The organism is Gluconobacter cadivus (assembly GCF_015244745.1).
In the GTDB taxonomy this organism is placed as follows: domain Bacteria; phylum Pseudomonadota; class Alphaproteobacteria; order Acetobacterales; family Acetobacteraceae; genus Gluconobacter; species Gluconobacter cadivus.
The window spans coordinates 1-20,173 of record NZ_JABCQI010000010.1; the positions used below are offsets into that span (position 1 = coordinate 1).

Sequence of the window (20,173 nt, forward strand, 5' to 3'; positions counted from 1 at the left end):
TTGCCGCTCGCACGGCGTGCGTGGTCGTGGCGCTCCCATGACGTATCTGGCCCATAAGGCTTCCTTCCACTCTCGTGAAAATAATACCCCATCAAATCCCGGGACTAAACAACTAGGACCTCTGATGAAACTCAATGGGGTCCGATCAGTGCACATCCGTCGTCACAAAGTCACAAGCGCCAGCCGTCATTCCCTTGGTGTTGCAGCCAATATTGCTCACATGATTTCCAGAAGAAACAGACGGAATACAGGATGATTCCATCCATGTCCGACAAGGGAAACTGCTTCGACAATGCAGCTGTGGAGACCTTCTTCAAGAGCCTGAAGGCCGAAATGCTCTGGCGGCAGGCAACTGACGCCATCTTCCAGTACGTCAACGGCTTCTATAACCCGCGACGACGCTATTCATATCTCGGCAGCATCAGCCCACTCGTTTCGAGGCTAAAGCCGCCTAACAAGATCACATACCGGCACAAAACCGTCACAAGTCCAAGAATACGCAGGTTACCAGACATTCACCCGTTTCTGCGCCATTATCCCACTAACTGTCTTGCTAAAGATTTCGAGTGAAATAATTGAATAACCTAGAATTTCCTCTGATTCGTCCCTGACCTGGGTCAGCATAACAAGGTCGATGTCACCACTCTCCCGCGTAAATCTGTAGGGAGGATAAGGTAGACCGCGTTCTCTAAAAGATTTCAACCATTCAAGCATCGTACGCGTATCAGGCAGAAGCACATGGATATCGGCACCAATAACCTCTTTTTTGTCAAAACCAATTCGACGACAGAATGTCATACTGGCATCCCGGATGATATAGTCTCGATCTATAAAACAAATCGAAACTTCTTTCGAGTTATAGAGAGATGAGATTTGAAATGCCCTCTCTTCAATAGATAATCTTTGATATTCTTTTTCCGTATGTACCGCCGGATTGGAATTCGGGTTTTCAATTATTTTTAATGGCCGAGGAGGACTGAACAGATACCCCTGCCCTTTCGTACACCCGATTTTCCGTAGCAGATCTGCCTGCTCGACCGTCTCTATTCCTTCTGCGATCACGTCAATATCGAGGCTGTTTGCCAGACCAACAATCGCAGATATTATTTTTCTATCCTCCTTACGACTGACACAGGAATGCACGAATTTCTGGTCAATTTTTACACCTGAAAATGGCAAAGAACTCAGGATCGTGAGACTTGAATAGCCGGTGCCGAAATCGTCCATGACGAAGGAAATTCCGGTTGTATTCAGTTTTGTCATAAATTCAGTACAAAGCGCGAGATCAGAAATAATCACGCTTTCAGTAATTTCGATTTTGATGCGCTCGTGCGGGAACTCATAGAGGCTGATGAGGGACAGGATGTCATCAAGAATACAGGCGTCCGATATCTGCGATGGTGAAAGATTAAACGAGAAAAACAGGTTTGGATTGAATTTAATTCGGTGACGGAAAGTATATTCCAAAAGAAAAATAAGGAGTCCATCAAGGAGTTTTTTATTTTCGAACTGCTCGATACTTTTCTTGGTATCGAGCAGTTTTCCACAATCAAAAAATCTACTCAAAACTTCATAACCAATGATTTTATCAGATTTCATTGATACAATTGGTTGGAAATAAGGCAACACGGAAATCGTCGTTTCACCAATTTTGAAATGCCGGTTCATTGTCTATCCCTTTTCAGGGTTAATACGGTATAAAACGTTCCGATATCGTTAACGTCTTGTACTTTCTGGGTCACGGTAACAAAAGACCTATTGGTCTGGCGCAAGATCTGAATCATTTTCTGGCTGTGGGATAACGGGTAGAGAAAACAGTCATGAAAGTGACAATGTCCGCTTCAATCCCGTTGATCCCGGCCTGAGTTTCCCGCTTCCTAAACGAGCGTTCACCGTGTCACAATGTGCAAATTTGGTGCATATGACCCGCTTTAGTAGCTGAATACCGGAAAAATCCGGGCACTCTTCACCGCATCTTTCGTGCCTATGGGAATTGGCAAGTGATAGCTTAGTCGCTCGCCCCGAGTTATTCAACAATCTCAGCGCGATAAGCATCCGACATTACCTTGACATAGCACGTGAACCTCACTGCTTTATGCATGATTCACTGCCTCGTCGGTCGCCTGAGACGGACGAGTTCGCGCCGGATGACTTGGAGAACCGTGTCGCGCAGCCAGCGATGAACGCCATCTGAGTCTACGCGCGGATGCCAAGCCTGAAAAGACGTGACGGGAGGAAGATCGAACGGGAAGTCGAAAGCCTCAAGCTGGATCTGCGAAAGTGGAAGACGGTCGATCACGATATCGGGCAACGGAAGGATCATGTCCGTCTCCCGCATGGTCTCGATCATGGAATGGTAAGTCGGCACGACCATGGCGATGGGTCGGGTCAGGCCGTAATGTTCTTGAAGAACAGTATCTATCGGGCCGTAAAGGCGACCTTTTCGCGATACGCTGATGTGATCATATTCCACCAGCGTTTGTGGTGTAATGCCTTGCGCGAAAATGGGGTGCCCTTCGCGCACCATGGCACGAAACGACGTCAGGAAAAGGGTCTGACGCATGATTTCAGGGCGCAGATCGTCCGTAGCACCAACATAAAGATCAATCTGGCTGTTGCGCAGAGCCTCACTGGCGGGCTCCTCCGTTTCGGGAGCGAACACGACGCTGCAATTTGGGCATTCCTGCTTGAGAGCCATCAGAATGACATGCCCGAACGCACTGACGACAAGGTCATTGGCGCGGATCGTAAAGCGCGGCGAGAGATGGCGCAGATTGAGCGTTTCGCTGTCATTCACCAGTGCATCGGCCTCGCGCACGATGTTCTGGACCCGGTCACGAATGCGGCTGGCGAAGGCTGTGGCCATCATCCGGCGCCCGGAAAGAACTAGAATAGGATCTCCAAATACGGTGCGTAGCGTTGCGAGATGGCGGCTCATGGCGGCATCGCTCACCTTCAGCCGGCGCGCTGCCTGCGAGACGCTTTCTTCCTCCACAAGAACCTGAAGATAGCGCAGCAGGTCGAGATCATAGCGTCTGTGACTGTCAGTTCGTTTGGCCATCGCTCTCTTCGTTTCCTAAGGCTTTCCAGTATATTTTCGTGTTTTTAGCCTGAAATGGAAGGGTTTTTGATAACCCTTCCGAAAAATGGAAACGTCACCTGCTGCAAACGTGGGTTTTCGGGCCTGTCCGCTCTGGATAATGGCTGAGGGGCAACGAAAGAGACCCCATAATGCAACCAGCAGCCTCGCCCTTGGCGGGTGCGCCGCCCGCGCAGCCGTCTTACATTCCACCTTTCGGCACGCGGACCATTGTCGGCTGTCTCGGGATGCTGCTGGCCGTGCATGTCGCCGGATTCAACGAACACATCACGGAAATCGGCCTCGCAGATATCCGGGGCGCGATGCATATCGGGCATGATGAGGGGACGTGGTTCACCTCGATCTACGAGGCGTTCAACATCGCGGCCATGGCGTTCACGCCCTGGTTCTACATGACATTCTCGATCTACCGGTTTTCGATCTTCATGACGGCTGTGCTCGCAATGCTGTCGATCCCCCTGCCCTTCATGCCGGACATGATCTCGCTGTGTTTCCTTCGCGCAGCGCAGGGGCTGAGTGCGGGCTGTCTGCCGCCCGTTCTGATGACGGTCATGTTGAAATACCTGCCGCCGCCCATAAAGGTGTTCGGCATTGGCGGCTATGCGATGAGCGCCACCTTCGGGCCCAATCTCGGTGGGCCGCTTGAGGCAATGTGGTTCGAGCATATGGGCTGGCGCTGGCTGTACTGGGAGGTCATTCCCTTTAGCATCATCGCCATTGCCATGATGGCCTACGGACTGCCGCGCGATCCGGTGCATCTCGAACGGTTCCGGAACTTCAACTGGCGTGGCTTCTTCATTGGTGTGCCATCCATCCTGTGTGTGGTGACAGTGCTCTATCAGGGGGACCGGCTGGACTGGTTCCGCTCGCCGATCATCTCCCATCTGACATTCTGGGGCGGTGCGCTATTCGTGGGGTTTCTGTTCCATGAATGGCACCATCACAGCCCGTTCTTCCGGCTTCAGTACTGGAAGAACCGCAATATCACGATGTCTCTGCTGACCCTTGTGGGTGTGCTCATCATCTGCGGGCTGATGATGGAAGTCCCGATGACATATCTGGAAGCCATGCGGGGATACCGGCCCATTCAGGCGGCTCCGGTCGCGCTGACAGTTGCCCTGCCCCAACTCATCATGCTGCCGCTGACGGCTGCGCTCTGCAATTCCGCGCGGGTGGACTGCCGATATGTGCTGGCGTTCGGCATGTCGTGTCTGGCGCTGGCAGCGTTCCTCGGAACCTGGCTGACGCCGGACTGGGTACGGGACAATTTCTATCTCCTGCAGGCGCTTCAGATCCTCGGTCAGCCAATGGTCGTGATCCCGGTGCTGATGCTAGCCACCATGTCTCTGGGGCCAGCGGACGGACCGTTCATCTCGGGCATGGTCAACATGCTCAAGGGCATGGCCAATGCGTTTGCTGCCGCCATTTTTGAAATCCTGCTCCGCCGTCGGGAACAGTATCATTCCACGATGCTGCTGGACCGGGCGGGCAATAACGCCACGTCCCTGTCGGGCATGGGCGATCCGATCCATGCGGCGATCAGCAACAGCTCGCCTGACGGCGCTCATGTGGCGCGCAATACGCTTCAGATCTTCCATACCTATCTGCACGAGCAGTCGATCACGCTGGCACTGGTGGACATTTACTTCGTCGTGATGTGCCTGTGCATTGTTTACGTCGCGCTGACCGCCGTGCTGCCGAAACGGGTCTATCCGCCTGGCAAAGGGCCTGCTCCGGCCATGCCTGCTGCTGCCCGCGAACCCGCTCCTTCCTCCCTTCCCGCCACCGCGCACTGACGGACCTGCCTTGATATGATTTACGGAAAACCTCTTCTTCTGGCCGGATGTGCGGTCATACTGCTGACCGGCCTCGCCTGGACGGCAGATCGTTTCTTCGTGGGCGACGGTATCCGTCAGGAGACCAACGATGCCTATGTCACGGCCGATTTCACGACCGTAGCGCCGAAAGTCTCGGGCCGCATCGACCGCGTGCTGGCCGAGGACAATGAATACGTCCATGCCGGGGAAGAACTTGCCCATATCGAGGACGACGATTACCGCGCGGCTTTGGATGCCGCGCGTGGCGATACGGCTGCGGCTCAGGGCGATGTAAACAATCTTCAGGCCCTGCTGGACCGTCAGGGTTCTATCGTCAATGCGGCGAAATATACCGTGCAGTCCGACGAGGCGGCGCTGGTTTTTGCACGGCAGAATGCGGCCCGGTATCGCAATCTGTCCGCAGGTGGGGCCAGTACGATCGAACAGCAGCAGGGCGCGGAAGCCCGACAGCTTGAAGCGGTTGCAGCCCTTGCCCGCGACAAGGCCGGAACCAGTACGGCTGAACAACAGATCGCGGTGCTGAAAGCGCAGCTTGAAAAGGCTCAGGGTGCGTTGCTGAAGGCGAAAAGTGCCGAGCATCAGGCCGAACTGAACCTGTCCTACTGCACCATTCCCGCGCCGGTGGACGGCGTGGTGGGAGAGCGCGGCGTGCGTGTCGGTGCCTATGTCCATCCGGGCACGGGGCTGCTGGCGGTCGTGCCGGTCCGCAAGGCCTATGTGCTGGCGAATTTTCAGGAAACCCAGCTGACGAACGTCCAGACCGGGCAGAGTGCGACGGTCTGGGTTGATACCTTCCCCGGCCATCCCCTTAAAGCGCATGTGGACAGTCTGGCCCCAGCCACAGGTGTGGCTTTCGCTGCTATCCAGCCTGATAACGCGACCGGAAACTTCACGAAAGTGGTCCAGCGCGTCCCGGTCAAGCTGACCTTCGATCCCGGCCAGCCTCTGGCGGAGAAGGTTCGTGTCGGCATGTCGGTCGAAGCACGGATCGACACGTCTTCGACGCCTGAGGGCACCCATTCCCATGACGCACGGTATCTCTGGAAATGAGAGCTTCCATGTCCACCCTCTCACGCTGCTTTCTTCTGGGGCTCACCGCGCTGTCTGCCTGTACGGTCGGACCAGACTATCATCGGCCTGACCCGCAGGCACCCGCGCACTGGCATCAGAGTCTAGCCCCCGCTGCCAGCCATCCGCAGGAAACATCCATTGTCGATGCACAATGGTGGCGGATCTATCATGACCCCACGCTGACGGCGCTGGAAGAAGATGTGGCGCGTAACAATCTCGATCTGCGTGAAGCCGCCCTGCATTTCACGGAAAGTCAGGCAGAACGCCGGATCGCCAGTGCGGCGCAGATGCCGCATATGGAAGGTGCTGCGTCCTATGCCCGTGAACGCGCCAGCACGAACGGTATTCTCGGCCTTCTGGGAACCATGCAACAGGCCGGGCCCGGCGAAATTGCCAGCGGCCAGCAGGGTTTTGGACCGGCGGCTATGGATGGCGCGAAGGGCAACCCGTCTTTCAATCTGCCACAATACGGACTGAGTGCGTCATGGGAGGTCGATTTCTGGGGGCATGTGCGCCGTCAGGTTGAGGCAGCTACCGCGGCTATGCATGAGACGGACGAATTGCGTCGCGACGTGCTGATCTCCCTCATGGCGGAAACCGCGCAGGATTATCTGAGCCTGCGCAATATCCAGACACAGATCGGCATCACGCAGCAGAGCATCGCCATTGCAGCGCACAGTGTGAAACTCACGGAGCTCCGCTTTGCACAGGGCACGGCAACGAAGCTCGATGTCGCTTATTCCCGCGGTCAGATGCATGGTTTTGAGGCGCGCCTTCCTGTGCTGAAAAGTCAGGAAGTGCACCTCGTGAATGCCCTGAGCTTCCTGACGGCACAGCAACCGGGCGCTTTGAAAAACACGCTCGGGTCTGTTCAAGCTATCCCGTCCGTCCCTGCTGACATTCCGGTCGGTTTGCCCTCCGAACTGGCCGAGCGCCGTCCTGATGTACAGGCGGCAGAAGACCATCTCCATGCCGCGACAGCGAGTATCGGTGTTGCCGTGGCAGATTTTTTCCCGCGCGTAACACTGTCTGGCAGTCTGGATATTCAGGCGTTGCAGTTCAGCGGATTGGGTTCATGGGCGTCGCGTCAGTACGGGTTCGGTCCGACCATGACCCTTCCTCTGTTCGAAGGGGGCCGTTTGACGGGACAGCTTCATCTGCGCCGCGCCCAGCAGAAGGAAGCGGCGATTGCGTTGCAGCGTACGCTTCTGAAAGCATGGGAAGACGTCGATGATTCCATGGCGGATCTGAGTGCCGCGCAGGAGCGTCGAAACCGACTGGAAGAAACTGTCTCGGAAGATGAGACCGCCGTCCATATCGCGCAGCTTCAGTATAGTCAGGGAGCAGGAGACTTCCTCAATGTCCTGACCACGCAGAATGCCCTTCTGGCCAGCCGGAGCGCTCTGGCTGAATCAAGCGCAAATGTCTCGATCTCCGTCGCCCATCTGTACCGCTCTCTTGGAGGAGGCTGGGAGAATGGAGACCCTTCACATAAACGTGGCGCGCCATGACGCGCGAACAGGTCCAGACTTACAACCCATTGAAATGGCAGGTGACGTGGGATGTATATCGGGATTGATCTGGGAACGTCAGGAGTCAAGGTGGTTCTGGTGGACGGAGCGCAGCATGTGCTGGCTTCGGAAACGGTGGCACTGAAGGTCTCGCGTCCCCATGAAGGATGGAGCGAGCAAAACCCGGATGACTGGCTCGCGGCCACGCTCGCAGCCATCGACGCGCTGGCAAAAGCCTATCCATCCGAAGTCTCGCAGGTCACGGGCATCGGGCTCTCGGGGCAGCAGCATGGCGCGGTCCTGCTCGATGGCGACGGTAAGGTGCTTCGTCCCTGCATATTGTGGAACGATACGCGGGCCGAGGCCGAGTGCGCAATATTTGAGCGTCGTTTCCCTGAGAGCCGCGCGGTGACCGGCAACATCGCCATGCCGGGCTTCACTGCGCCGAAGCTGATCTGGGTCGCAGAACATGAAAAGGACATTTTCGCGAAGACGCGTCTCGTGCTTCTACCCAAAGCATGGCTTCGCTTTGCCATGACGGGCGAGGCGATCGAAGACATGTCCGACGCATCGGGCACTTTATGGCTTGATGTCGGACAGCGCCGCTGGTCGGAGGAAGCGCTGTCTGCAACAGGGCTTTCACTCTCCCACATGCCGGAGTTAAGAGAGGGAAGCGAGGCCGCTGGCGTTCTCAAACCCGATCTCGTGCAGCGTTGGGGCATGCGCAAAGCGCCAGTCTTTGCGGGAAGTGCGGGAGACAATGCAGCCGGTGCAGTCGGGTTGGGTGCGACAAAGCCGGGGGACGCCTTTCTTTCGCTTGGCACTTCCGGAGTAGTCTGGGTGACGACAGATTCCTATCGCGGCGGTGCCCGGGACGCCATTCATACATTCTGTCATGCGGTGCCGGGTGTATGGCACCAGATGGGCGTGACGCTCTCGGCTGCGGCATCACTGGCATGGTGGTCGCGCGTGACGGGAATGAAAGAAGCAGAGCTTCTGGCTGAATTGCCTGAGTCGCCCGAGGCCCCCTCTCCTGTGCTGTTTGCACCTTATCTTTCAGGTGAACGCACACCGCACAATGACGGAGCGGTACGGGGTGGCTTTGCTCTCCTTTCACAGGATACGACACGCGCGCAGATGACTCAGGCTGTGCTTGAAGGAGTTGCATTTTCGTTTCGCGATGCATTGGAGGGGTTAAGGGCGTCCGGATCTGAAGTTAAGGAGGCGGCGGTCATCGGTGGCGGGTCGCGCAGTGCACTGTGGGTAGCGATCTTGGCCTCAGTGCTGGGAATTCCGCTGCATCGTTTGGCCAATGGCGAAACAGGCGGAGCATTTGGAGCCGCGCGACTGGCACGTCTGGCAGTCACAGGCGAGGACGTGGAAACCGTATGTCTGTCGCCTGAGCGCGCGGAGACGATTACCCCCAATGAAGCGCTGCGTCATGCGTATGAGGCTGCCTATGCGGGCTATCGCACGCTCTATCCGGGCCTTGCGGCCGTGAAAACAGTGCTCGCGAAAAAAGAGAATGCATGAAGAATCGTTGTCTTCTTGTCTAGTGACCAAGAATAACGACGAAGGCAGTTAGAAAAACCGCCTGATTACCAATGTTTCTGAACGAGTAGAAATCGTAGGGACCAGATTTTGGTTCCTGCGACCTCGAACCAATTCCAAACGCGCTCAAGAAACACCTGCATACTGTGCAAAGATACCTCTCGTAATCAAAAAATCGCCTGTCTCGGCGCCAGGGACTGACGACCTGTTGGTCGCAGGCGCTTGGTTCCGTCCCGATTTGAAAAGATATATTTTGGTATAATTTGTAATAAATTCGTTTCTTTTCATTTCAAAATCACGCTGCTATCGATGTGCAAATGATAATTATTATCATGTGAATTTCCGATTGGGACCTGCTGACGTGAATCTGCGCCCTGTAACGCGTTACGCCATAACCAGCCTTCTGGCCTCCACATTCCTGGCTACCGTGGCTCCTGCCGCGGTACAGGCCGAAGACATGCAAGAGAAACCCGCTGCTCTCGAAAAACCCGAAAAACGTGTCGATTCCAAAAAGAAAAAAGCGTCATTGAAGACGCATTCAGGAAAAGATCAGGATGCGGGGCCACCGGCGTCGCGTGACAAAACTGCTCCCACAGCTGAAAATATCATCGTCCGTTCCCAGAGATGGGATCGTGGAAGCTATACCGCCCCTTCCACCAGCGCATCCACGGGACTTCCTCTCAGTCTTCGCGAAACGCCCCAGACCGTAACGGTCATGACACGACAGGTCATGGACGATCAGCAGATCAACAGTCTGGATGACGTCCTGAACACCACACCTGGTGTCACATCCTACGCCAACGATAATGCCGGTCGTACGACTTATCGTGCGCGTGGTTTCAACATCACCAACTACAAGATCGATGGCATGCAGATTGATGCCACTACAAGCTTCGGTGGTGTTGGGTCCTCCATGAACATGGACCTGTATGAGAATGTCCAGATCGTCCGTGGCGCCAACGGTCTTCTGGGCGGGACAGGTGATCCGTCCGCAACCATTTATCTGCAGCGCAAAACGCCAACCAAAGAATTCTCAGCCAATGGCCTGCTTCGACTGGGAAACTGGAATGAGCATCGTGTCATGGCGGATATTAACACTCCGCTGAATCATTCCGGCACGATCCGCAGCCGATATGTCTTCACATGGGATGACACGGATACATTCCGCGTCCGGGAGCACGTCAATCGTTTGGGCGCGCTTGCCAATTTCGCTGCGGACCTCTCCGTGCGGGATACACTGAGTTTTGGTTTCCAGTATGAACGAACCCGTAATGACGGCGCCTCATGGGGAACCAACGTTCCGATTTGGTATGCTGACGGTACACGTACGCACCTGCCCCGCAGCACCAACCCGGCAGCGGACTGGAGCCAGGCTACCCGCGACCAGTATACGGCTTTCATCAATTACGATCATGATTTTTCAGCAGGCTGGCACCTCAAGGTCGGCTATATGCGGACGCAGGGCAGTTCCTACAGCAATCTGGGCGTTGCCAAAATCAACAATGCCGCCAAAAATGTCGGAGGCTATGCCGGTTTCTGGAATCAGGATGGCACAGGTGGTTACCTCAACGCGCTTCACGCAGAATATGCCGATGCGCGTGATAATGCGGATGTTCATATCTCGGGCCCGATCCATTTTCTTGGACACGAGCATCAGATCGTTTTCGGTTTCAACGGGTACAATGACGAGCTGACACAATACACATTCAGCAAAGCGCTCGGGAATTGCAGCATTGCAGGTATTACGCCCTATTCGGGCTGTCAGTATCGTGCGGCAGGACTGCCCATTGCCAACTGGCAGACTTGGGATGGTTCATATCCGGATTTTATGACGCATCGAACAAAAGCACGCGAAGTCGATGTGACGCGCAATTACGGGGCCTATACGTCAGGTCGCTTCATTCTTGCCAAAGGTCTTTCGCTGATCCTTGGTGGTCGGGTAAGTACCTACGAAGCTTATAGTGGTACATATAATGTGCAGAACCAGTATTCGGGCGCGACAGGAACAGGACGCCAGAATGCCGTTCTGACGCCTTATGCAGGCATGGTGTATGATTTTACAAAGACGATGTCCGTTTATGGCAGTTACACCAATATCTTCACTCCCCAATCCAATCTGAGAGATGCCAACAATCAGCCTCTCAGCCCTGTGATGGGGAAAAGTTATGAAACGGGTTTGAAGGGGTCCTTCTTCAAACAACGCCTGAATACCTCTCTTGCCTTTTATCTAAACAGACAGAGCAATGTGGCGGAAGCAACAGGTGCCACCAACACAACGACGGGTGAGTCCATTTACCGATCCGTCAATGGCGTCAAAACCGAAGGCATTGATCTTGACGCTTCAGGCGAGCTTCTGCCGGGCTGGAATGTTTTCTTCGGCTATAGCTATCTTTACGAAAAAGGTCTGAGCTATCGGCAGGACCCACATCATCTCGTGCGTCTGACCACAAGCTATACATTTCCTGGTGTGCTGCATCGTCTGACCATAGGCGGCGGCATTTCCAGCCAGACGAGCACAGAATGGACCACCAATCCTGGCCGTCCGCTCGGCAACGGGAAATATGACAGTTCCAACCTGCGTGTGGGTGGTTACACGCTCATCAATCTTATGGCGCGCTACCGTTTGGCCAAGTGGATCGACGTTGCTGGCAACATCACCAATCTGACGGACAAGACCTATGTCAGACAGGCCGGATTTTATGACGGGATGATCTTCGGAGAGCCCAGAACCTTCAGTTTCACAATCCGCGGTCATTATTAAAAATAGAACAGGATCTGTTTGTAAAACCGCAAATCTACATTTTTGCTGATGGGACTGGCCTTCAAGGAGAGAAGGCCCAGCCTACCTTCTCACTCCAGATCAGAGGACGGGTAAAACCTGCGGGCAACCCGTTCCATGGTCAGTCCCTGCACGATAATGGTAAATACGACGACCCCGTAACAGACTGGCAGCAGCAGATCGCGCAAGTTTCCGGGCGGGAGCCCAAGCGCCAGCGAAACCGAAATGCCGCCACGCAGACCGCCCCAGGTCAGGATCCCAAGAACACGGCTCCGCTCCCATTGCCTGAGGTAAACCGGAAGCGTTGAAAGCAGCACACTCAAAGCCCGTACGGCAATGGACAGCGGGATTATGGCAAGTGTCGCCAGTATCGCAAAGACATTCGGCGTAATTTCGAGAATTTCGAAGCCGATGAGCATGAACAGAAGGACGTTCAGAACCTCGTCAATAAGTGTCCATGCGACGTCGAGTTCCTTTCGGGATGCCTCATCGAAAACGGAATGGCTATAGCTTGTTCCAAAGCACAGCCCCGCCACCACGACGGCAATCGCCCCCGACATGCCAAGCTGGTTAGCGATACTGAAGGTTCCAGTCGCCAGAGCCAATGACGTCAACAGGTCAATGTGCGGGTCGCGCTGTCCTTTAAGCACACGGAGTGCAACCCATCCGGTCAGCGCGCCCAGCAGGCCGCCACCAATCGCCTCGCGGCAAAAACTCAGAGCGATCTCGGAGGCAGTCACGCCTTGACTGTTCCCGGTCGCTAGTCCGATCGTGACGCCAAAAATCACCACGCCTACGCCGTCATTGAACAGGCTCTCCCCTGCGAAAACGGCCTGAATCGGCCCCGGCAATCCGAGACGTTTCAGCATGCCGACAACCGAAACCGGGTCGGTTGGCGCGAGAATGGCCCCAAGGACGATACACCACGTGAAAGGAATGGCATGACCCAACAGAGGGAAGACACACCACGCCGCGATCGCCAGAAAGGCAACCGCCAGAACGGTGCCGAGAACAGAGAGGGCAGCCACGGAGGCAAGCTTTGCGCGGAGATGCCCGACATTTACCTGCATGGCCCCGGCAAACAGAAGGAGAGACAATGCGCCATTCAGAAGAGCCGTCGGCAGATTGATGGCACCCAACACGGATCGTGGAAGAGCCTGAAGGTCATAAGCCGGAATCAACGGATTCAGGATCATGATCAGCAGAGACGCCAGCAATGAAAAGACCAGCACGCCAATCGTCACAGGAAAACGAAGCGTGTGATGATTGAGAATACTGAACGCTGCCGAGAGAGTCAGCAGCAGGGCGAGGAGGCTGGTGGTGTCCATATCCTCATCGCTGGCTTCTCCCGCTTCCTGCGTCAAGAAAAACCGGAAGGGTCTGCTTTGCGAAACCGGTCATGGCTATTTTTGACAATCAGGGAGAGCAGGGCAGCAGACGGGTGATAACGCTTTCACGCTGGCCACAATGCAGGCTTAGATAAAATGCCGCGAACCGTCGTTGGCATAAATACCTTATCTTCCTACTGAAACGGCACACCTGTCCAAATCGCATTCTTAGCCCCCATGCCCGAGGCGGTGGCCAGGTGGAAATCCGTGGAACCGGGCTTGCCAGGCGATCAGGAACCCAGCAACCGCAAGCCCCATTACAGCCCAAGGGAACGATACAACTCCCCAGGTCTCAAGCAACACACCGCCCAGAATTCCACCTCCCGCGATGGCGCTATTCCAGGCGACGACATTCATCGACAATGCGACGTCCGCCCCCTCACCGGCCGCATCTGCCAGTGCTGTCTGAAGTAACGTTGCAGCACCGCCGAATGTCAGGCCCCATATCGCGACCCCCATTATGATCACTAGTGGCGACGATGATCCGACTGCAAAAATAACCGCAACAGCAGCGAATATTGCCAGACTGACCAGAACGGAAAGCCGCAGGGCGTGATCGACCGTGCGACTGGTCAGCCAGATGCCAGCCAACGCAGCAATACCAAACAGCAGAAGAATACCATCTGCGTTGGGCGCCAACCCGGCAGGTGTGATGAACGGCACGATATAGGTGTAGAGCACATTATGCGCGAGCATCCAGGTTATCACAACGCCCAGCACAGACCGTACGCCCGGAGTTCGCAGAACATGCCCGAACGGCTGACGTTCGTGGTGCGCAAGCCCCGGAAAATCAGGAACGCTCGTCAGAACCCAGAGGATCAGCAGCAGAGTTGATCCTGACATGATCGCGAAGGCCAGTCTCCAGCCCACAGCAGCGCCCAGCCATGTTCCAGCCGGAACACCCAGAGAAAGTGCGATCGGTGTACCCACCATGGCAATGGCTAGAGCGCGCCCCTGCTGAGAGCGAGTCACCATCTTGCGCGCATAACCCGCCAGCAGGGCCCAGGCGAGTCCTGCCGCTGCACCCGCGCCATAGCGGGCAACAAGGGTCACTCCATAATGCCTTGAAAATGCCGTGACGGAATTAAAGACCACAAAACCAATGATCGCCAGCAGAAGAACCCGTCTCCGCCGCCATCGCTGGGTAGCAAGTGTCAGCGGGATCGCAGCGCTCAGGGAACCCAAAGCGTAGGCCGTCACCATCTGTCCTGCCAGCGCCGGGGAAATATGCAGGTCGGCTCCAATCTGAGGCAACAGGCCCGCCGGGAGAGTTTCGGTCATGATGCAGATAAAGCCAGTCATCGCCAGTGCGAGCAAACCGGCTACGGGCAGTCCGCCATTGAGCTCCTTGCGGGAAGCTGTCGTATCGAGGGTCATATGGCTCTCATATATGGATCGTTCGATCTATATATGAGAGGTGCAAAATCTTGGCAATTATTTCTGGATCACTTAATATAAAAGTCTTTCAGAAGGAGTGGCAGCATGGCGCGGACCGGGCGTCCTCGTGAGTTTGACAGGGACAAGGCAATTGATGCGGCCACCACACTTTTCTGGGCACAAGGATATGAGCCAACGTCCCTGACGCAGCTCAAGACCTGCATGGGCAACATTTCGCCAGCAAGCTTCTACGCTGCGTTCGGCTCAAAGGAAGCCCTCTTCCACGAAGTCGTGCAGCATTATCTGGCGACCTACGGACAGGTCATGGCGCCCTTATGGGACGAGAGTCTGTCACCACGCGATGCGATTGAGCGAACGTTACGCTGTTCAGCGGACATGCAGGCGGCTCGGACACATCCTTGCGGATGCCTGATCGTTTCAGGTGCCAGTAATTGTTCGCCCGAGAACCAGTCTGTTCAGGCTCTTCTTAGTGAACAGCGGCAGCAGACGCGGGCTGGCCTCCGGGCGTGCGTAAAGCGCGCCGTTGCCAACGGCGATCTTCGGGATTGCCCCGTAACTGAGGCCCTGCCCAATATTCTCGCGACATTTTTCCACGGCATGACATGCGAAGCCCGGGATGGAGCAACATCAGGAGATCTGGATGCAGCAATCACCTCTCTCCTAATGTTGTGGGACGCCAATGCCGTCTCATCCGAAACAGAAATACGTTGACTGCCGGCATTCACGCTGGTCAGGCAGGCTCTGCATCCTTGCCATGAAAAGCGGCCCGATCCGTTCGGGTCTGAGTATCCGAAAACCGGTCGGATGACAGGAATATCCGCGTCAAAAGTCTTTGAAGTTGCGACTATCCGGACGCCACCCCTCTCCCGGAAAAGAAAGGTCACAGCACTCCGTCGGTCAACATCTCACCATCGGCGCCAATACGAAAATCTGCGCTACCCTCCGTCACCAGCAGCCGGCTGTACTCACAGACACCTTCTCCGAGGCACGTCGTTACGCGCTTGATACGCATCAAAGCAGACTGCTCGGAAACACTGAGCCACTGAGCGACATCAGCCGAAGCCTTGGACAGGCCGATGGAAATATCTGCATGGGCAACCTGAAACTTGAAAATATCCCGAAGGATCGCTGTTGATGTCAGGGAAGCAGCAAGGTCAGGTGACACAAGAGGGGCAAGCCGGGCGGGATAAAAAACTTCTGTCACTCCCAAAGGTCCTTCTTCGGACCGATAACCACGACGAATGAACAATGTCTCGTCATCTGATGATAAAGCCAGAGCGACTTCTTCAGGAGGACGACGCATCTGGTAATCCAGCAACGCCATTTCTGGGCTCAAACCTTTTCCGGCCAGAATTTCAAAAAACGAATGAATCGTTTTCTGCCGCCCTGGCCGATGCAGGGCCCCTACGAATGTCCCACGTCCATGCTGCCGGACGACGACATCCCTTTCAGCGAGATAGGACAACGCCTGACGGATGGTAATGCGACTAACACCATACATCAGGCACAGTTCAGCCTCGGATGGGAGCCGCTCCATGAAACGGCTGTCCTTGCCAATCAACCCGGAAATATGATGCCCAACCTGAAGGTAAAGCGGCGTCGGGCCATTCGTATCGAGCGCTGACGAGAACATGGCGTTAGGCATAAAGAAAAAATTCCAGAAAACGTTTCACTTTTGGATTGAAGAGCACACCAAAACCCGGTACCAAGACGTCCTATAACAACCTAATACGTCTTTGCCGATTCAGTCACTGTTTTGTGCCAGCGTCGGGAGAGATTCGGGCCTTTCTGGCGTCTCCGCAGTGTTTGAGAGCTTCTTCCATGCGTGCTTCAACCTTCCTGAGTACCGCCGTTATCGGCAACATGTTCTGTATGGCAGCCTACGCTGCTCCTGTTGCGGATACAAAGCACGTCGGGGAGAAGCGCCACTCTTCCGCCACCGGCAAAAGCGTGAAGCCCTCCCCTTCCCGGCCAGAAGTCATCCGGGTGTCCGCGGAATCCGTGGCAGGCGGTCGCATGGCTCCCCAGAATGGCACGAAATCACGCAGCGAGATTACTCAGGCCTATATCGCCAAACAGGCACCGACACCTAACGTCTTCAAGCTGCTCGGCAATCTTCCCGGCGCCAATGTCGCCAGTGCTGACCCCTTCGGGATGGTGAGCGGCAACATGACGATCCGTGGCATGAACAGCGATCAGATCGGCTTCACCGTTGAGGGTGCGCCTCTGAACGATATCGGTTCCTACATGGCTTTTCCAACCGAATGGGTGGATTCCGAGAACCTGCGTGAAGTGACGATGCAGCAGGGGTCCGCTAATCTGGACTCTCCCGTCATTGGAGCATCAGGCGGAATTGTGTCGATGAACCTGCTTGATCCGTCTCACAAAATGGGCGCCACGATTGCAGGGTCTTTCGGGTCTTACAACACACATCGCGAATATGTTCGTCTTCAGAGCGGCGATATCGGTAACACCGGAATGCGGGCTTTCGTCGCATGGTCACATCTGGAAGAGCCGCATTTCCGTGGTGCTGGAGACGATCACAAGCAGCATATTGACGCCAAAATGGTCAAAGACTGGATGAACGGAAGCCGAAGCACCGTTGCACTGACCTTTGATGATTCCATGAAGGTGGCTTACCTGAACCCCTCCCTGTCTGCCTGGCAGGAATATGGTCGAGGCGCGAATTATAGCAGAGATTTTTCGCCGACAGACACCAAATACTGGAAACTGCACCAAAGCCCTTATCGCGTTCTGATCCTGAGCGCGCCGCAGAATATCGTCGTCAATGACAAACTCGGGTTTGATTTCACGCCGTATTTTTACTGGAATTCTGGCACGATCGCCTCGGCGTCCCTTCTGTCTGAGAACGCCATCTATTCCGGGACACAAAAATACAGCATCGACCTGAACGGTAATGGCACGACCACCGATAAGGTGATGATGTATACGCCGTTTGGTACACCTTACGTTTATCGCCCCGGTCTTGTCTCAAAAGTTCATTATACTATTGGCAAGCATACGCTGGTATTTGGATACTGGTTCGACTGGTCCAGGCAGCGCATGGTCAATCCGTACAGCGCGATTGGAGAAAATGGCGGACCGGCAAATGTGTGGGGATATCTGGGAAACGTAAAACTGGCTGATGGCACACGCCTTGCAAGTTATGACAACCTGACCATCACACGCGTCAATACTCTGTTCTTCGGTGACACATTCAACGCACTGCATAATCGTTTGCGAGTGGAAGCAGGAATCAAGGAGTCTATGGTAACCCGCATCGGGTACAACTACCTGCCTGGCGCACAATACCGCACCACCATGAATGCGGCCGTTGCGACGCCTAATCTGGGTGCACGTTATCGTATTGACAGTCATAGCCAGATCTTTGCAGACGTTGCGACCAATTTCCGCACACCAACGCTGAATGCGCTCTACAACACCTACAGCGCATCAACCGGAAAGGTGGCGACGCAGGCCAATACTGCCCAGAAAACTGAGTATTCGATCTCTGAAGAACTTGGTTACCGCTATCAGGGCGACATCCTGGACGGCTCCATCACATTCTTCAACTATAACTTCACGAACCGTCAGGTTTCTACACAGGTTACGATCAACAACGCGCAGATTACCCAGAACATCAATGCTGGCGGCCAGACGTCGCGCGGCGTAGACATCGAGATTGGTCTGCGTCCGTGGCATCATTTGCGCCCCTACATCTCGGCAGAATATCTGCACGCAACAATCGATAACAACTACAAGGTTGGGGCAGACTATCTTCCAACAGCTGGTAAAACTGCTGTGCGCAGCCCGAATGTGCAAGCGTCCGTCGGGCTCGACTATGATGATGGAACATATTTTGCAGGCTTTTCCGTCAAGTATGTCGGACGGCAGTTCTCAACTTTCATGAATGACCAGGCCATGCCAGGATATGTCAACGCGGATATGAACTTCGGTTATCGTGCACCGAAGATCTTCCACACACATCCCGAAATCAGGCTGAATCTTATGAATGTCGGCGATAACAAGTATCTCTCCGGTGTGGCTGGTGTCGCAGCGTCCTCACGCGCAGCACGAGGGATCTATGGCAGCACCATCGCGTCCCAAGGGTCGCCGACATACTATGTTGCCGGAAGTTTCGCGGCTCTTGTCACAGCCAAAATTGACCTTTGATCGGATGTTTTACGCCCGTCTTGATCGTTTTTTCAACCTCACGGCCAGCGGAACAACCGCTGGCCGTGAGGTTATTGCTGGCCTGACAACCTTCGCCGCAATGGTCTACTGCGTTGCAGTCAATCCCATGATCATGGCGGAAGCCGGCATGGACCGCGCAAGCGTCCTGAGCGCCACATGCCTGATTGCAATTTTCAGCACGACTCTGATGGGGCTTCTGGCAAACCTTCCCCTTGGCGTCGCTCCGGCCATGGGATCGAATGTGGTCTTTGCGATCATTCTGGTCAAACAGATGGGCGTTCCCTGGCAGGCAGCTCTTGCATTGGTCTGCCTGACAGGGCTGATTTTCATGGTCATGAGCCTGACACGCATTCGCGAGCGCATTGCCCAGGAGATCCCTGATACACTCCGGATCGGTATTCAGGTTGCGGTCGGTCTGGTCATCATGTTCATCGGAATGCGCAATTCCGGCTTTGTTGTCCCCAGTCCCTCTACCTTTGTGTCCATGGGGCCCATTACCAATCCCAAAGTGCTCATGACGCTGGCTGGTTTTATTCTCACACCAGTTCTTGTCGCCAGACGGGTCCCAGGTGCCCTGATCATTTCTATTATTGCTCTAACCTTTGTCGGGCTTTTTCTTCCCGACGGCAAAGGTGGAAGCATCACGCCCTGGCCCACACATATCTTTGCGCTTCCCCGCATGCCCCATGAGACGGCTTTCCAGCTCGAACCACTCTATCTCGTGCATCACATCTTCTACGTCCTGCCGATGTTGTTCTTTTTCCTCTGCACTGAACTGTTCGGCACGCTCGCAAACCTGCTGGGCGTTGTAACCGCGACAGGAATGGTGTCGGAAAGTGGTCGCATTCCTAGAGCCCGAGAAGCTTTCATAACAGATGCTGCCGGAAGTATTCTGGCTCCAGTATTAGGAACCTCGATTGTAACGGTCTATTCTGAATCCATCACGGGCGTTCATGCCGGCGGTCGAACCGGCCTGACGGCTCTGGTCATAGCGGGAGGGTTCGTTACAGCACTTTTCCTGTGGCCTTTGTTCATGATCATTCCACCTCAGGCAACAGCGCCTTCTCTCCTCATGGTGGGAATGATGATGTTTCAGGGAGTCCGCCATCTGGATCTGTCCGACCTCAAGGAAAGTGCTCCTGCCGCCCTGACATTCATTATCGCTCTTCTGACCGGCAATCTCATCAACGGCATGGCCATCGGAACATTCTCATACGCAACCATGGCTCTCGCAACAGGCCGTGGCCGAGCAGTATCGCCAGTCGTGTGGGGTCTATGCGTGATTTTTATTATGTTTTTTGCTGTTTCAGCCCAGATGCATGGCCATCACGGCTGAGGGGATT

General features: G+C 55.0%; 13 protein-coding genes and 1 pseudogene. 9 read left to right on the top strand and 5 right to left on the bottom strand.

The window, feature by feature from the left end:
* Positions 1 to 204: 204 nt before the first annotated feature.
* Positions 205 to 447: pseudogene (locus HKD28_RS15785) on the top strand (IS3 family transposase); the annotation flags it as partial.
* Positions 448 to 504: 57 nt separating this feature from the next.
* On the opposite strand, the gene HKD28_RS13405 reads toward HKD28_RS15785, so the two are convergent.
* A complete protein-coding gene (locus HKD28_RS13405; protein WP_194268744.1) occupies positions 505 to 1,668 on the bottom strand; it encodes a sensor domain-containing phosphodiesterase in 1,164 nt (387 codons plus the stop codon).
* Positions 1,669 to 2,104: 436 nt separating this feature from the next.
* Positions 2,105 to 3,061, bottom strand: coding sequence for a LysR family transcriptional regulator (locus tag HKD28_RS13410; protein ID WP_194268745.1), 957 nt, complete (start codon positions 3,059 to 3,061; stop codon positions 2,105 to 2,107).
* Between the two features lie 170 nt (positions 3,062 to 3,231).
* On the opposite strand from HKD28_RS13410, the gene HKD28_RS13415 reads away from it, so the two are divergent.
* The 5 genes from HKD28_RS13415 (at position 3,232) to HKD28_RS13435 (ending at position 11,832) form a co-directional block, all read left to right on the top strand.
* Positions 3,232 to 4,896: an MFS transporter gene (locus tag HKD28_RS13415; protein ID WP_194268746.1), complete on the top strand. Its 1,665-nt coding sequence runs from the start codon at positions 3,232 to 3,234 to the stop codon at positions 4,894 to 4,896.
* Positions 4,897 to 4,911: 15 nt separating this feature from the next.
* The gene (locus HKD28_RS13420; protein WP_194268747.1) at positions 4,912 to 5,988 is read left to right on the top strand and encodes an HlyD family secretion protein; all 1,077 of its coding nucleotides are present in this window, start codon (positions 4,912 to 4,914) and stop codon (positions 5,986 to 5,988) included.
* A gap of 8 nt (positions 5,989 to 5,996) precedes the next feature.
* Positions 5,997 to 7,520 (top strand): efflux transporter outer membrane subunit, encoded by a 1,524-nt coding sequence (locus HKD28_RS13425; RefSeq protein ID WP_407925774.1) that lies wholly within the window; start codon positions 5,997 to 5,999, stop codon positions 7,518 to 7,520.
* Between the two features lie 51 nt (positions 7,521 to 7,571).
* The gene (gene xylB / locus HKD28_RS13430) at positions 7,572 to 9,053 is read left to right on the top strand and encodes a xylulokinase (protein ID WP_194268749.1); all 1,482 of its coding nucleotides are present in this window, start codon (positions 7,572 to 7,574) and stop codon (positions 9,051 to 9,053) included.
* Positions 9,054 to 9,432: 379 nt separating this feature from the next.
* Positions 9,433 to 11,832 (top strand): TonB-dependent siderophore receptor, encoded by a 2,400-nt coding sequence (locus HKD28_RS13435; RefSeq protein ID WP_328750603.1) that lies wholly within the window; start codon positions 9,433 to 9,435, stop codon positions 11,830 to 11,832.
* A gap of 89 nt (positions 11,833 to 11,921) precedes the next feature.
* Here the strand turns inward: HKD28_RS13435 and HKD28_RS13440 are convergent, their stop codons facing one another.
* Entirely contained in the window at positions 11,922 to 13,178 is a 1,257-nt protein-coding gene (locus HKD28_RS13440) for a cation:proton antiporter (RefSeq protein ID WP_194268817.1), read from the bottom strand.
* A gap of 228 nt (positions 13,179 to 13,406) precedes the next feature.
* Positions 13,407 to 14,615, bottom strand: coding sequence for an MFS transporter (locus HKD28_RS13445; RefSeq protein ID WP_194268750.1), 1,209 nt, complete (start codon positions 14,613 to 14,615; stop codon positions 13,407 to 13,409).
* Between the two features lie 105 nt (positions 14,616 to 14,720).
* Here HKD28_RS13445 and HKD28_RS13450 point away from each other — a divergent pair, with 105 nt between their 5' ends.
* Complete coding sequence (locus tag HKD28_RS13450) at positions 14,721 to 15,347, top strand: TetR/AcrR family transcriptional regulator (protein WP_194268751.1); 627 nt, start codon at positions 14,721 to 14,723, stop codon at positions 15,345 to 15,347.
* Between the two features lie 169 nt (positions 15,348 to 15,516).
* On the opposite strand, the gene HKD28_RS13455 is transcribed toward HKD28_RS13450, so the two are convergent.
* Entirely contained in the window at positions 15,517 to 16,281 is a 765-nt protein-coding gene (locus HKD28_RS13455) for a GntR family transcriptional regulator (RefSeq protein WP_194268752.1), read from the bottom strand.
* Between the two features lie 176 nt (positions 16,282 to 16,457).
* Between HKD28_RS13455 and HKD28_RS13460 the strand changes: the two genes are divergently transcribed.
* Together HKD28_RS13460 and HKD28_RS13465 are read left to right on the top strand one after the other, a co-directional pair.
* Positions 16,458 to 18,809 carry a TonB-dependent receptor gene (locus HKD28_RS13460; protein WP_194268753.1) on the top strand — a complete coding sequence of 784 codons (2,352 nt, stop codon included), beginning with the start codon at positions 16,458 to 16,460 and terminating at the stop codon, positions 18,807 to 18,809.
* 4 nt (positions 18,810 to 18,813) lie between these two features.
* A complete protein-coding gene (locus HKD28_RS13465; RefSeq protein WP_194268754.1) occupies positions 18,814 to 20,166 on the top strand; it encodes an NCS2 family permease in 1,353 nt (450 codons plus the stop codon).
* The last annotated feature ends 7 nt before the right edge of the window (positions 20,167 to 20,173 follow it).